The sequence below is a fragment of the Sphingopyxis sp. RIFCSPHIGHO2_12_FULL_65_19 genome (genome assembly GCF_001830555.1).
Lineage (GTDB): Bacteria > Pseudomonadota > Alphaproteobacteria > Sphingomonadales > Sphingomonadaceae > Sphingopyxis.
This window is the reverse complement of the sequence record NZ_MIAM01000016.1, coordinates 99,852-113,789: the sequence shown is the minus strand read 5'-3', so window position 1 is coordinate 113,789 and position 13,938 is coordinate 99,852. Positions and strand designations below refer to the sequence as shown.

The window sequence follows — 13,938 nt, the reverse complement described above, 5'->3', positions numbered from 1 at the left end:
GCCGCACCCCGGCCGCCTCAACGACCTGCGCCACATCATCTACAAGCCCGCCGACGAACCCTATCGCCGCGCGCGCAAGTCGCTGGGGCTGATGATGCGCGAGGGGCTGCTGAAGGAAAACATCGACGGCGAGGCGCTGACCTGGGCACACAGCCGCATCATCGGCCGCCCGGAGGAACGCAAGATATTAATGGTGATCTCCGATGGCGCGCCGGTCGACGACAGCACGCTGTCGGTGAACCATGGCGCCTATCTGGACCAGCATCTGCGCCAGGTCATCGAATGGATCGAAAACCGCTCACCCGTCGAGCTGTGCGCGATCGGCATCGGCCACGACGTCACCCGCTATTACAGCCGCGCCGTCACGATCATGGATGCCGAACAACTGGGCGGCACGATGGTCGAACAGCTCGCGGGATTGTTCGACGTCGATTGACCCGGTCGTCGGGGGAAACCCGACGCCGCGCCAATCCTGTTCGTGCGCCTATGGCGTCGGCTCCGCCGGAATTGCGGCAGCTGTCGCGGCAGCCTCATCTGCCGGAACAACCGCGACCGGAGCAACGGCAGCCGCCGCTTCAGCCATCCGCACCGACAGCGCCTTTTCAAACTCGGTGTAGAAGGCATTATAGGGTTCGGCAAAGACCACCGGCTTGCCATCCGAATAGGATGAACCCATCCGCGCCTTGGCTTCGACCGTTTGCAGCTTGATCGACATGCGTGTGAGTGTCGGAGAAATCGGCTCGACGAAAACCGACGCCAGCTGGGTCAGCTTCTTCTTACCGAAGCCCCAAAAGATATTATAGACCAGTTTGGATTTGGCATCGGTTTCTGCGGTAATCGTTCCCGCATCCTTGCTGGCATTGATGTTGACATAGCTCATCTCCTGCAAGGCAGAGATGGAAGAACGGAACACGACATCGACGCCCGCGGGAATTTCGCGTTTCTGCAAGGCTGCGAGTTCGGTCTCGTTCAGTTCGACAGGCTTTGGTTCTTTTTCCTTCGCCAATGAGGCCACCGGCTGAACCAGCATCGCCAGCCCAAGCATCGTCATTGTCAATTTACGCATCCTGCCCCCCGGTAGATTTCAAACGTCCCTGAATCCGATTGGATAGGGGCGTTTTTATGCTTTGCAATCCCTTTACGAAAACTTTGGCGGATGGACGATCGCCGCGACCGCATCGCCGGATGACAACGCCTTTACCCCTCGTTACAACCGCTTCCCGATGCAGCAGGGACTCGCGGCCTATGACGAGCGCCGCTGCAACGACATTGTGCTGAAGGGTCGCCGGCATGACTTGGAGCCGCACCGGGGTGGTGCGTGGCTGAGGGGGCGACTGACACATGAAAAAAGCATCCGACCTGTTCATCGAGTGCCTGGAGGAAGAGGGCGTCGAATATATTTTCGGCGTTCCGGGTGAAGAGAATCTCGATTTCCTCGACAGCCTGTCGCGCTCGACCAAGATCAAGCTGATCCTGACGCGCCACGAACAGGGCGCGGGCTTCATGGCTGCGACTTACGGCCGCCACACCGGCAAGACCGGCGTCTGCCTCGCGACGCTGGGCCCCGGCGCGACGAACTTCGTCACCGCGGCGGCCTATGCGCAGCTCGGCGGGATGCCGATGATGATGATCACGGGGCAAAAACCGATCAAGAAATCGAAACAGGGGCGCTTCCAGATCCTCGACGTCGTCGCGATGATGGGGCCGATCACCAAATTTACCCACCAGATGGCCTCATCGGACAATATCCCGAGCCGGGTGCGCGAAGCCATTCGCCTCGCCGAAGAGGAAAAGCCCGGCGCGGTGCATATCGAACTGCCCGAGGATATCGCCGACGAGCATACCGACAGCCTTCCGCTGAAACGCAGCCATGTCCGGCGACCGACCGCCGATGTGAAATCGATCCGCGAGGCGGTGAAGGCGCTCGAAAATGCAACCTCGCCCGTCCTTGTCATCGGCGCGGGTGCAAACCGCACGATGACCAGCCGGATGCTGCTGCAATTTATCGAAAAGACCGGCATCCCCTTCCTCACCACCCAGCTCGGCAAGGGCGTGATCGATGAGCGGCATCCGAAATTCCTCGGCTGCGCCGCGCTGTCATCCGGCGATTTCGTCCACCGCGCGGTCGAGGCGTCGGATTGCATCGTCAACCTGGGCCATGATGTGATCGAAAAGCCGCCCTTTTTCATGCAGCGCGGCGGGCCGACGGTGATCCATGTGTCGACCAAGACCGCCGAGGTCGACCCCGTCTATTTCCCCGACATCGAGGTGATCGGCGATATCGCCAACGCGGTGTGGCAGATGAAGGAAGACATCGTCCCGAACGGCGGCTGGAAATTCGACCATCTGCTCGCCTATCGCCAGGCCGAGGTCGATCATACCGCGCCGCTGGCGAAGGACGCGCGTTTCCCCATCTTTCCGCCGCATCTGGTGCAGTCAGTCCGCGACGCGATGCCCGACGACGGGATCATCTGTCTCGACAACGGCGTCTACAAGATCTGGTTCGCGCGCGGCTATACCGCGTGCAAGCCGAACACCGTGCTGCTCGACAATGCGCTCGCGACGATGGGCGCGGGGCTGCCGAGCGCGATGATGTCGGCGATGCTCTATCCGAACCGCAAGGTCATGGCGATCTGCGGCGACGGCGGCTTCATGATGAACAGCCAGGAGATGGAGACCGCGGTGCGCCTGGGCCTCAACATCACCGTGCTGATCCTCAATGACAACAGCTATGGGATGATCCGCTGGAAACAGGCAAACATGGGCTTCAAGGACTGGGGGCTGACCTATGGCAACCCCGATTTCGTAAAATATGCCGAAAGCTATGGCGCGAACGGGTATCGCGTCGAAAGCGCGGCACATCTGAAGGAACTGCTCGCGCATACGCGCGATACGCCGGGAGTGCATCTGATCGACTGCCCGGTCGATTATTCGGAGAACGACCAGATTTTGAATAATGACATCAAACGGTTATCGAAGAATTTGTAACGTTAACTCCCCTCCCGCAAGCGGGAGGGGCAGAGAGACTTGCGAGCTTGCTCGCTAGTCGCAGCGGGGTGGGCATACCGCACCGTTGCTGGCCCACCCCCGACCCCTCCCGCAAGCAGGAGGGGGGAGTAAGCGCATGAAACTCAAAACCGTCTACCCGCTCTACCTCAACAACAAGGCGGTGCAGCCGAACACCGACCTCGAGGTGATCGACAAATTCACCGGCGAAGTTGCATTCCGCACCGCGCTCGCGACCCCCGACGTCATCGACGAAGCGATCGCGGGCGCCGTGCGCGCCGCCGAGCCGATGGCACGCCTCGCGAGCTATGAGAAGCGCGACGTGCTCAGTCATTGCGTCGCGCGCTTTCAGGAGCGGTTCGACGAGCTCGCCTATGCGCTCTGCGTCGAGGCAGGCAAACCGATCGCCGACAGCGAGGGTGAGGTCACGCGCCTGATCGATACCTTCCGCATCGCCGCAGAGGAAGCGACGCGCAATTATGGCGAGGTCCAGCCACTCGACATTTCGGCGCGCGCCAAGGGCTATATGGGAATGTGGAAGCGAGTGCCGATCGGGCCGTGCAGCTTTATCTCGCCGTTCAATTTCCCGCTCAACCTAGCGGCGCACAAGATCGCCCCCGCGATCGCGATCGGCTGTCCCTTTGTGATGAAGCCCGCGTCGCTGACGCCATTGGGCGCGATCATCATGGGCGAAGTGCTCGCCGAGTGCGATATCTTGCCCGAGGGCGCGTTCAGTATCCTGCCCGCGACCCGCGCGGGCGCCGACTTGTTCACGACCGACGAGCGGCTGAAATTACTGAGCTTCACCGGATCGCCCGGCGTCGGCTGGGATTTGAAGGCGAAGGCGGGCAAGAAGAAGGTCGTGCTCGAACTCGGCGGCAACGCCGCGGTGGTCGTCGACAAGGATGCCGATCTGGATCATGCGCTCGCGCGGATCATCTTCGGCGGCTATTATCAGTCGGGGCAAAGCTGCATCCATGTGCAGCGCGTGATCATCCACGAGGATATCTACGACCGTTTCCGCGACATGCTCGCCGCCAAGGTCAAGACGCTGAAATCGGGCGATCCGAAGCATCGCGATACGTTCATCGGGCCGATGATTTCGGTAAAGGAAGCACAGCGGCTGAAGGGCTGGATCGACGATGCGGTGGCCGCAGGCGCAACCTTGCTCGCGGGCGGCGGCTGCGACGGCAATATGCTCGAAGCCGCGCTGCTCGAGAATGTCCCCGGCGATACCGATGTGGTGCGCGAGGAAGCGTTCGGCCCCGTCGTCATCCTGTCGAAATTTTCAAACTGGGAAGACGCACTCGCCGAGGTCAATGACAGCAAGTTCGGGCTCCAGGCAGGGCTGTTTACCAGCGACTTGCACAAGGTGCTCAGCGCATGGGATCATCTCGACGTCGGGGGGATCGTCGTCAATGACGTGTCCTCCTACCGCGTCGACAATATGCCTTATGGCGGGGTGAAGGACAGTGGGCTTGGCCGCGAAGGCGTGCGTTTCGCGATGGAAGATATGAGCGAAATCAGGAATTTGGTGATTCGACGAACCTGATTGGATCATGGTTAACCTCATATGTGTCAAATAGGCAACGTCACAAACCTGCCGCTGAACTTTCTTCAAACTGTCGCGGCTTTGATTCGCACGCTGTAACAAAACTCCTGTCTACGCCGGGGGCAGCAAAGACTGCCTTCGGAGTGTGACATGGCATCGATTTCGACCCTGCCGATCCCCGCCCGCTTTCCCGACCCCTTCACGACCGACCCGCATGTGCCCGAACGGTTGATCGGCGAACGGCGGAGCTATCGCACGGTGTGGGTCAGCGACATTCATCTCGGCACGCGCGGCTGCAACGCCGCAATGCTGATCGACTTTTTCGACCATGTCGATTGCGAGACGCTGTATTTGGTCGGTGACATCATCGACGGCTGGCGGCTGAAAAAGCGCCATTTCTGGCCGCCCGAGCATAATGACGTCGTGTGGCGCGTGCTGAAGCGCGCGAAGCGCGGCACGCGCGTGGTCTATGTCCCCGGCAACCATGACGAGATGGTGAAGCCGTTTGACGGCTTCGATTTCGGCGGGGTCGAGATACGCCGCGAGGCGATCCACGAAACCGCCGACGGCCGCAAATTGCTCGTCGTTCACGGCGACGAGTTCGATGCGGTGATGCTCGCGCACCGCTGGCTCGCCTTTGTCGGCGACGCCGCCTACACCGCGCTGATGAAGTGCAATGTGGTGGTGAACCGCATCCGCAGTGCGTTCGGCCTGCCCTATTGGTCGCTTTCAATGGTCGCCAAGCACAAGGTCAAAAATGCGGTCCAGTTTATCGGCCGCTATGAAGAAGTCGTCGCCCACGCCGCGCGCTCGCGCGGGGTCGATGGCGTCGTGTGCGGCCACATCCACAGCGCCGAGATGCGCGAGATCGAGGGCACCGAATATTATAACGACGGCGACTGGGTTGAAGGCTGTACGGCGCTGGTCGAGCACCATGACGGCACGATGGAGATTCTCCAATGGGCCGAAGAGGTCGCGGCGCGGTCGGCCCCGACAAAGCTCCAGCTGCCTGCCCCTGCGCGGGCGGCATAGGGATTGGCCGGCATGAGGATTCTCATCGTCACCGACGCCTGGGAACCGCAGGTCAATGGCGTCGTGCGGACGTTGCAGGCCACGATCGGCGAACTGCGCGCCGGTGGGCACGAGGTCGGCGTAATCTCTCCCGACCTGTTCCGCTCGGTGCCCTGCCCCTCCTACCCTGAAATCCGGCTGGCCTTCGCCGGCTGGCGTAAAGTCGGGCGGCATATCCGCGCCTTTGCCCCGCAGGCGATCCATATTTCGACCGAAGGCCCACTCGGGCTCGCGGCGCGGCGTTGGTGCCTGAAAAACGGATTTCCATTCACCACAGCCTATCACACCCGCTTTCCCGAATATGTCGCGGCGCGGTTCCCGATCTCGCCCGCCACGGTTTGGCGCTTCATTCGCTGGTTCCATCGACCGGCGCGCCATATCATGGTCGCAACGCGCAGCCTGTCCCGCGAACTGGCCGGACAGGGCCTGGGCCAGACGATGATGTGGGAACGCGGCGTCGATCACGACCTGTTCCGCCCGGACCGCGCGCCGCATCCGGCTTTTGCGGGCCTCACACGCCCGATTCAGCTTTATGTCGGCCGCGTCGCGGTGGAAAAGAACATCGGCGCCTTCCTCGAATGCGACCGGCCGGGCACCAAGGTGATCGTCGGCGAAGGGCCCGCGCTGGCCGATCTGAAAGCGCAGCACCCGCAGGCCCTGTTCCTGGGCAAGCTAGGCGGCGAGACGCTCGCTTCGGCCTATGCCGGCGCCGACGTTTTCGTATTCCCCAGCCGAACCGACACCTTCGGCCTTGTGGTCATCGAAGCGCTGAGTTGCGGCACGCCCGTCGCGGCCTTTCCGGTGCCGGGTCCCGGCGACATCGTAACGGGCGGCGCGGGCGCGCTCGACAACGATCTGGGCCGGGCGATCGACACCGCGCTGGCGTGCGACCGCGCCGACGCCGAGGCGCTGGGCGCGCGCTACAGCTGGACGAACTGCACGGCGCAATTCGCCAAAGCCCTGACCTTCGTCCCGTCGGAACCCGCGCCCAGCACGCCGCTCGGCGCAAAGGAACTCGCCGCCTAGAAGGTCTTGCGCCACTCCAGCTCGATATAGCGGCCGAGCGGGTCGATATAGCCGGGCTGATAATTGAGCGGCACGACGCCGCTGGCGTTCGTGACCTTGCGCTGGGCGTCGAAGATATTGTCGACCGACAGCCGCAATCGCGATCCCTTCAGGAAAGGCAGCGTTTCGAGCAATTTCGGTTTCTGGTTCAGGTCGACGAAAAAGCGCAGGTTGAACGTCGCGAGGTCGCCGAATTTCAGGTCGCCCGCGGTGCTGCCCGTGACCGTGCTGCCGCTGTCATATTTGGCGCTGAGCCGGACGCCCATACCCTTGTTGAACAGCCCGCCGTCGAGTTCAAACAGATGCCGGTTGCTGCCGCCGCCGCTGCCGGTGGCCGAACCGTTGAGCAGGTCGAGTTCGGGAACGCCGGGACGGATCAGCACCGTGTCGGTCAGCTTGATCGTATGATAGAGCGACACCTGCCAGCGCCCGCCCTGCGGACCGCCGAACCGGCCGCCGGGACCACCCGGACCGCGACCGCCGCCCGCGCGCGGACCGCCGCCGGGGCGGCCGGTCGGCCGTGCACCATCGCCGCCGGGACCGCCCGCGCCGGGCCGACGCTGTTCCTGCTGGCCGAAGCTTTTGCCGAAATTGAGGCCCCAGCGGATCTGCGAATTTTCGGCGCGATCAAAATTGACCGGCCGCTGGTCAATCGCGAGCAGCACCCCATTGGCGTCGCGCGTCACCCGGTCGGGGAACGCGGCCTCGATTTCCGGGGTCAGCAGGGGAAGGCTGTTCGACGTGTCATAGCTTTTGTTGCTGTTGTAGTTGATCGAGAGATTCAATCCTTCGACCATCGGCGGCGACCAGTTGAGCCCAAGTTTCAGGTCGCGGCGCTGTTCGGCGAGCAGGAAGGGATTGCCGCCGGTCGTCGTCGTGATCTGCACAGTCTGGCCCGTGCGGATGTCGTAATAGGTGACGCCGTCGGTCACCAACGGCGCGGCGCCGAGTTGCTGGATGCCGGGCGCCGCTTCGTCCTGGTTGAAGCTGGCGATCAGCGACAGATTGTCGGTGACCCCCCAGTTGAGATTCGCGCCCCAGCTTTTGAGCGCCGCAAAATCGCTGGGATTCTGCACCTGTCCGCTCAGCGTCAGCGAGACCCGGCCGATGTTGCCGACCTCATACTCCGGGTCGAGCAAGGGCACGGTCAGCGACCCGAACACCCCCGGCAGGTCGCGCGCGAGGTCGGTCGTGGCAATTCCATTCGCATTTTCCGACCGGCTGTCGAACCGCAAACCTGAATAGCTGCCGGTCATCGACAGGCGGATCGGCCCGGCCCATCCCTCGGTCACTGTGCCCGACAGATTGGCGTTGCCGCCGAAGGTCTGCTGGCTGCTGTCGAAGCGATCGCGGTCGCCGTTGATCCGGTCGGTGAAAGTCAGTTGGTCGGCATCGGCATAATTGCCCGACACCGACCAGCGCCAGTCACCGAGCATCCCGTTGACGCTCGCCGTGGTGGTGAGGTTGCGACTGCGGCTGTCACGCTCCAGCGGATCGGATACCCCGCCGACACCGGGGCCAAGCAAGGACAGGCTGTCGGTCTGGTCGAAGCGAACGTTGATCGACGCATCGGTCACTTTGTTCAGGCTGCGCTGGATCGTCGCGTCGATCGAATATTGGTCGGACGCGCCGAGCAGACTGCGCGCGGGAGCCTCCGCCGCCTGCGCGGGATCGTCATAATCGAGGTCGCGTTCGCTTTCGAGCAACATCGTCTTGTGCTCCCAGCCCGCATTGACGTTGACGCGCCCATTGTCGCCGATCATCAGAAAGCTAGGTTCGATTTCGCTCTGGAACCGGCCGCCCTGCGTCGGGATGCCGCCCTCCCCCTCCACGGCGATCTGGCGGAAATTGGGCTTGAGCACCATGTTGACGACGCGCTCGTCGGCCGAATAGCCATATTGCAGCGCGACTTCTTCGGGAAAAACCTCAACCTTGGCGATCGCTTCAGGCGGCAGGTTGCGCACCTCGCCAAAGCCGCCGATGCGGCGCCCGTTGATGAGGATGATCGGCCGACCGCCGCCGCGTCCGCGACCCGAGCGCGTCTGCGGCGCCAGCGCGTCGAGCAGTTCGGAGACGTTCGATACGCCATAGCTTGCGATCGCGGCCTCATCGAGTTCGGCCTCGGCCTTGATGTCGGTGTCGAGTTGTCCCGCAAGGCGCGGCGCGGTGACGATGATCTCGTCCTCGCTGTAATCGTCATAGGCATCCTCGACCGTTTCGGGCGCAGCCGGCACGGACTCGGCGGGCTGGTCCGCGACAGCGGCGGCGGCCGGTGGGCCGATCGGCGCCTGGGCCAGCACCGGCAGCGCAAACGACGCCCCCGCCGCCAGCAGCGCAGCACGCGCGGAAATCGAAAGACAATAGCTATTCATTGGGGGAGAACCTTTGTTTCTTTTTGTGTGTTCGTATTTTCTTTGCATGACCGCGCTGAACGCCCGCTGACGACGCGCTTTGTTCATGGTTCATCTATGTCGCGCAATTGTCGCAACAATGTGTCGAGACCATGCCCGTTCGACGGGCGGTCCATATCGACCGCTGGACAGCATGGGCCTTCGCCCTTATCGGCCACCCATGCCGACTCCAGACTTCTCCGCTCCGCCCGAATCCATCCTGATCGTCGACTTCGGCAGCCAGGTGACCCAGCTTATCGCCCGCCGCGTCCGCGAAGCCGGGGTCTATAGCGAGATCGTCCCGTTCAACGCCGCCGAGGCCGCGCTCGAACGGATGCAGCCGAAGGGCGTGATCCTGTCGGGGTCGCCCGCATCGGTCCCCGCCGACGGCAGCCCGCGCGCGCCGCAATCGATCTTTGAAAGCGGTCTTCCTATCCTGGGCATCTGTTACGGGCAGCAGGTGATGAGCCAGCAACTCGGCGGACAGGTGGAGCCTGGCGGCGCCGACGGCGAGCGCGACGGCGAATTCGGCCGCGCCTTCCTGACCGTCACCGAACCCTGCGTGTTGTTCGATGGATTGTGGGACGTCGGCGAGCGGCATCAGGTGTGGATGAGCCACGGCGACAAGGTCACCGAATTTGCCCCCGGCTTCCGCATTGTCGCAGTGAGCGACGGCGCGCCCTTCGCCCTCATCGCCGACGACGAGCGCCGCTATTATGGCACACAGTTCCACCCCGAGGTCGTGCATACCCCCGACGGCGCCAAGCTGATCGCAAATTTCGTCCGCCACGTCTGCGGTTGCAGCGGCGACTGGACGATGGCCGAATTTCGCGCCACCAAGATCGCCGAAATCCGTGCTCAGGTCGGCGACAAGCGCGTGCTGTGCGGCCTGTCGGGCGGCGTCGACAGCGCGGTCGCCGCGGTGCTGATCCACGAAGCGATCGGCGAGCAGCTGACCTGCGTATTTGTCGACCACGGCCTGCTGCGCATGAACGAGCGCGAACAGGTCGAGCGGCTGTTCCGCGACCATTACAATATCCCGCTGGTCGTGGTCGACGCCGAGGAACGCTTCATGGCGGGGCTCGCCGGCGTCACCGACCCAGAGGCGAAGCGCAAGTTCATCGGCGGCGAATTCATCAACGTGTTCGACGAGGAAGCGCAGAAGCTCGGCGGTGCCGATTTCCTCGCCCAAGGCACACTCTACCCGGACGTTATCGAAAGCGTGTCGTTTACCGGCGGGCCGAGCGTCACGATCAAGAGCCACCACAATGTCGGCGGCCTGCCCGCGCGGATGAAGATGGCGCTGGTCGAACCCTTACGCGAACTGTTCAAGGACGAGGTGCGCCTGCTCGGCAAGGAGCTTGGCCTTCCCGACATTTTCGTCGGCCGCCACCCCTTCCCCGGCCCCGGCCTTGCGATCCGGATTCCCGGCGAAGTGTCGAAAGAACGCTGCGACATTCTGCGCAAGGCCGACGCCGTCTATCTCGACGAGATCCGCAGCGCCGGGCTCTATGATGCGATCTGGCAGGCGTTTGCGGTGCTGCTGCCCGTCAAGACCGTCGGCGTGATGGGCGACGGGCGCACGTACGACCATGTCTGCGCGCTGCGCGCCGTGACCTCGACCGACGGCATGACCGCCGACATCTATCCCTTCGACGCGAGCTTCCTCAGCCGCTGCGCGACGCGCATCATCAACGAGGTGCAGGGCATCAACCGCGTGGTCTATGATTACACGTCAAAGCCGCCGGGCACGATCGAGTGGGAATAATGGGGCTGGTCACCGCCTTTCCGCGGCCTGAGCCTATATGACCCAGCGAGGCGCGCCCTCCAGCCAGCCTTTCCGCATGCCTATCGCTCGCCCTCAAAATGGCGAAGAGGAACTAGCGGAGGCTGGCCGAAGTCCGTCGGGCCGCTTCTGGCGGGTTAAACGAGAAAGCCGACGGTCAATCGTTTCCCGTCGCCTTGCCAGGTTCACGGTCACGCTGACCATATCGTCCAAAGGCATCAAGTATCCTGTCCATCTCCGCATGGTCCAGCAGCTTGGGACCGCCGATCGCAAGAGTCCCGCAGTAAACCGCCGCCTGCTCCTCGATTTCTTCCGCAATTGCCATGGCTAGGGGCAGGCTGGGGCCAAGCGCGATAAGCCCGTGATTCGCCATCAGGCAGGCACGCCGCCCTTCCAGCGTTTGCACGACGTGCCCCGCCAGTTCGTCGCTGCCGAAAGTGGCATAGGGAGCGACCGGCACGCTCGCACCGCCGCCAACCGCGACCATGTAGTGAAGCGGAGGGATTTCGCGGTGGGCGCAGGCGAGGATCGTCGAGTGACGCGCATGGCAGTGCACAATCGCTTGCGCGTCGGCCCGCCGCAGATAGATGCCCATGTGCATCTGCCACTCGCTTGACGGCCGCGCAGCGCCGGCGGCGACGCTGCCGTCGGCATCGACGAACACCGTCATATCCGGCGTCAGGCGATCGGGAGTCACACCCGACGGGGTAACGAACATCCCCGATCCGAACCGCACCGACAGATTGCCCGATGTCCCGCGATTGAGCCCGCGGGCATCGAGCGTACGCATCGCATCGACCAGTTGCTGGCGGGCGTCGGCTTCGGTCATCGAAATTTCTCCATCGTCGGCGTGTCGCGGACAAATGCCAGCGTGCCATCAAAGCCGCCGAGCCGGCCCAATGTCCCGACGCCCAGCGCGACCTGCGCCGCCACGGCGACCGCGAACCGCAGCGCCGCTGCCGTGTCCATCCCGCGCCGCCGCGCGGCGAGGAAACCGGCGCACAGGCTGTCGCCGCAGCTGGTCGTATCGACCGGGTCGATTCGGTGCGCGGGTGCGTGGATCTGCCCGTCGGGCAGCACGAGCAATGCGCCCTTCGCCCCCATCTTGACCAGGCAACCGCCGGCACCGCGCGCGATGAAGCGCCGCGCGCCCTCGACAGGATCCTCGGTGCCCGCCAGCGCGCGCACTTCGACAATACTGGGCATGAACAGATCTATGTGCGGCAACAGATCGTCGAGATCGGCCTGCGCTGCTTCCGTCGGCGCAATCAGGTCGCACGAGGTAAAGGCCCCGTTTGCCCGAGCATCGCGCAGCAGGCTCGCGCCATGCCCGGCCACGCCGGGAAAGCCGACGGCAGCCCAATGAACCGAAGCGGCGCGCCGGCTCGCCGCAACGACAGCGTCGGTGACCGGCGCAAAGATGCTCGCGCCCATCATGTGCCAGTTCGGCCGGTCGCCGTTCGGTCGGATCGGCAATACCGTCGTCGATGTCGGCCTATCGCGGTCGGTTTCCAGCAGGCGGGTATCGACCCCCACCGCGTCGAACATCGACCGCGCCAGCTGGCCCTGCGGGTCGGCGCCAACCGCGGAGGCGATCGCGACCTCCAGCCCGAGCGCGCGCGCAACCAGCGCGGTGCCTCCTGCCGTTCCGGCGGGCGATAGTGCGATCGTCTCGACGAGCTGCCCGCCCTCGCCCTCGGGCAGCGAGGCGACCGGATGGACAGTGATGTCGATCGTCGTCAGCCCGATCGCGAGCAGGTCGAGCGGCTCGTCCACGATCAGGCGTGCTCCGCCTGCGCGGCCGCGAGCATGACGAGGACCGGGTGCGGCTCCAGCGTCGCGCGCCGCGCCGCGAGCGCCGCAAAAGCCGCGTCTGCGGCCGCGACGGTGGCGTCGATATCGGCATCGGTCATCGCCGCGCACAGGAACATGTTGTGCCAGGGGTGCATATAAATGCCACGCGCCAGCATCTCTTCGGCCCAGCCGTAACCGACGCGGAAATCGGGATCTTCGGCAAACATGATCTGCGGCATTTGGACGGGGCCGGTCTGGCGCAGGGTGAAGCCATGTTTCGATGCCGCAGCGTCGAGCCCGTTGCGCAGCCGCCCGCCAAGGCGGACCGTGTGCTCGATATAGTCGGTCTCGCGAATGATGCGCAGCGTCTCAATCGCCGCTGCCATCGGTATCGCCGACAGCCAGAAGGACCCCGTCGCATAAATTGCCCCCGCTCCGTCGCGGCAGCTATCCGACCCCAGCAGCGCCGAAATCGGATGACCGTTGGCGAAGCATTTGCCCCATGCGCTGAGGTCGGGATGGACACCAAGTTCGGCCCAGCTGCTGCCGCGCGCAAGGCGGAAACCTGCGCGAACCTCGTCGACGATCAGCATCGCGCCCGCAAGGTCGCAAAGTTCCCGGGCGCGGCGGGCATAGGCCGGATCGGGCGCCTCCTGATCGATGAAAGCGTCGTGGCGGAACGGCGAGGCAAAGATCGCGGCAAGGTCATCGCCAGCGGCGGCCACCGCCGCTTCCAGACTGGGGACGTCATTATACATATAGGTGCGCACATGGGCGCGGTCTTCGGGCACCGTGCCCGCGGGGATCGGCGTGCACCAGGGCGCGGCACCATGATAGGCCCCCTGCGCGACCAGCACGACGCGCTTGCCAGTCTGCGCGCGGGCGCTGCTCATTGCCATCGTCGTCGCGTCGGTGCCGTTCTTGCAAAACATCGCCCAGTCGGCATGTTCGACCATCGAAACCAACGTTTCGGCCAGATCGACCATCAGGGGCGATGGGCCGGTCAGCGTATCGCCCAAGGCCGCCTGCGCCAGCGCCGCCGCCTCGACGCGCTCGTCGCGATAGCCGAGCAGGCTGGGACCATAAGCGCACATATAATCGAGGTAACGGTTGCCGTCGGCATCCCAGATATAAGCGCCTTCGGCGCGGCTGAAGAATTGCGGGAAGCTGGCGGGCAGCATCCGCACCGATTCATGGCCGTACATGCCGTTCGGAATGACCTTGAGCGCGCGCGCGCGGAGCGCCGTATCCTGCGTCCTGTTCATGTCGATCTC

General features: G+C 63.9%; 11 protein-coding genes. 6 read left to right on the top strand and 5 right to left on the bottom strand.

Annotated elements, in window-relative coordinates; translation table 11 throughout:
* On the top strand, positions 1-436 hold a 436-nt coding region (locus A3E77_RS05160; protein ID WP_458574412.1), incomplete at its 5' end, for a cobaltochelatase CobT-related protein.
* A gap of 48 nt (positions 437-484) precedes the next feature.
* On the opposite strand, the gene A3E77_RS05155 is transcribed toward A3E77_RS05160, so the two are convergent.
* A complete protein-coding gene (locus tag A3E77_RS05155) occupies positions 485-1,045 on the bottom strand; it encodes a hypothetical protein (protein ID WP_293643837.1) in 561 nt (186 codons plus the stop codon).
* A 296-nt stretch (positions 1,046-1,341) separates the two neighbouring features.
* Here A3E77_RS05155 and A3E77_RS05150 point away from each other — a divergent pair, with 296 nt between their 5' ends.
* The 4 genes from A3E77_RS05150 to A3E77_RS05135 all read left to right on the top strand — a co-directional run bounded on the left by A3E77_RS05150 (position 1,342) and on the right by A3E77_RS05135 (position 6,655).
* Entirely contained in the window at positions 1,342-2,988 is a 1,647-nt protein-coding gene (locus tag A3E77_RS05150) for an acetolactate synthase large subunit (protein ID WP_293643835.1), read from the top strand.
* A gap of 136 nt (positions 2,989-3,124) precedes the next feature.
* On the top strand, positions 3,125-4,558 hold the full coding sequence (locus A3E77_RS05145; protein WP_293643833.1) for an aldehyde dehydrogenase family protein: 1,434 nt from the start codon (positions 3,125-3,127) through the stop codon (positions 4,556-4,558).
* 150 nt (positions 4,559-4,708) lie between these two features.
* Entirely contained in the window at positions 4,709-5,590 is an 882-nt protein-coding gene (locus A3E77_RS05140; protein WP_293643831.1) for a UDP-2,3-diacylglucosamine diphosphatase, read from the top strand.
* A 12-nt stretch (positions 5,591-5,602) separates the two neighbouring features.
* Positions 5,603-6,655 carry a glycosyltransferase family 4 protein gene (locus tag A3E77_RS05135; protein WP_293643829.1) on the top strand — a complete coding sequence of 351 codons (1,053 nt, stop codon included), beginning with the start codon at positions 5,603-5,605 and terminating at the stop codon, positions 6,653-6,655.
* Here A3E77_RS05135 and A3E77_RS05130 read toward each other — a convergent pair.
* On the bottom strand, positions 6,652-9,066 hold the full coding sequence (locus tag A3E77_RS05130) for a TonB-dependent receptor plug domain-containing protein (RefSeq protein WP_293643827.1): 2,415 nt from the start codon (positions 9,064-9,066) through the stop codon (positions 6,652-6,654). The genes A3E77_RS05135 and A3E77_RS05130 overlap by 4 nt on opposite strands.
* A gap of 199 nt (positions 9,067-9,265) precedes the next feature.
* Between A3E77_RS05130 and guaA the strand changes: the two genes are divergently transcribed.
* A complete protein-coding gene (guaA, locus tag A3E77_RS05125) occupies positions 9,266-10,852 on the top strand; it encodes a glutamine-hydrolyzing GMP synthase (RefSeq protein WP_293643825.1) in 1,587 nt (528 codons plus the stop codon).
* 175 nt (positions 10,853-11,027) lie between these two features.
* Here guaA and A3E77_RS05120 read toward each other — a convergent pair whose 3' ends face one another.
* Genes A3E77_RS05120 through A3E77_RS05110 form a run of 3 tightly spaced genes read right to left on the bottom strand, consistent with a single transcriptional unit; the run spans position 11,028 to position 13,929 of the window.
* Positions 11,028-11,699 (bottom strand): class II aldolase/adducin family protein, encoded by a 672-nt coding sequence (locus tag A3E77_RS05120; RefSeq protein WP_293643823.1) that lies wholly within the window; start codon positions 11,697-11,699, stop codon positions 11,028-11,030.
* Positions 11,696-12,646 (bottom strand): carbohydrate kinase family protein, encoded by a 951-nt coding sequence (locus A3E77_RS05115; RefSeq protein WP_293643821.1) that lies wholly within the window; start codon positions 12,644-12,646, stop codon positions 11,696-11,698. The genes A3E77_RS05120 and A3E77_RS05115 overlap by 4 nt, the downstream gene beginning before the upstream one ends.
* A gap of 2 nt (positions 12,647-12,648) precedes the next feature.
* On the bottom strand, positions 12,649-13,929 hold the full coding sequence (locus A3E77_RS05110; RefSeq protein WP_293643819.1) for an aminotransferase class III-fold pyridoxal phosphate-dependent enzyme: 1,281 nt from the start codon (positions 13,927-13,929) through the stop codon (positions 12,649-12,651).
* Between the last annotated feature and the right edge of the window lie 9 nt (positions 13,930-13,938).

Coding starts and splice junctions, on each gene's coding strand:
- A3E77_RS05155 (WP_293643837.1), bottom strand. CDS start 1,045: ATGCTTGGGCTGGCGATGCTGGTTCAGCCGGTGGCCTCATTGGCGAAG.
- A3E77_RS05130 (WP_293643827.1), bottom strand. CDS start 9,066: ATGAATAGCTATTGTCTTTCGATTTCCGCGCGTGCTGCGCTGCTGGCG.
- guaA (WP_293643825.1), top strand. CDS start 9,266: ATGCCGACTCCAGACTTCTCCGCTCCGCCCGAATCCATCCTGATCGTC.
- A3E77_RS05135 (WP_293643829.1), top strand. CDS start 5,603: ATGAGGATTCTCATCGTCACCGACGCCTGGGAACCGCAGGTCAATGGC.
- A3E77_RS05140 (WP_293643831.1), top strand. CDS start 4,709: ATGGCATCGATTTCGACCCTGCCGATCCCCGCCCGCTTTCCCGACCCC.
- A3E77_RS05120 (WP_293643823.1), bottom strand. CDS start 11,699: ATGACCGAAGCCGACGCCCGCCAGCAACTGGTCGATGCGATGCGTACG.
- A3E77_RS05145 (WP_293643833.1), top strand. CDS start 3,125: ATGAAACTCAAAACCGTCTACCCGCTCTACCTCAACAACAAGGCGGTG.
- A3E77_RS05110 (WP_293643819.1), bottom strand. CDS start 13,929: ATGAACAGGACGCAGGATACGGCGCTCCGCGCGCGCGCGCTCAAGGTC.
- A3E77_RS05150 (WP_293643835.1), top strand. CDS start 1,342: ATGAAAAAAGCATCCGACCTGTTCATCGAGTGCCTGGAGGAAGAGGGC.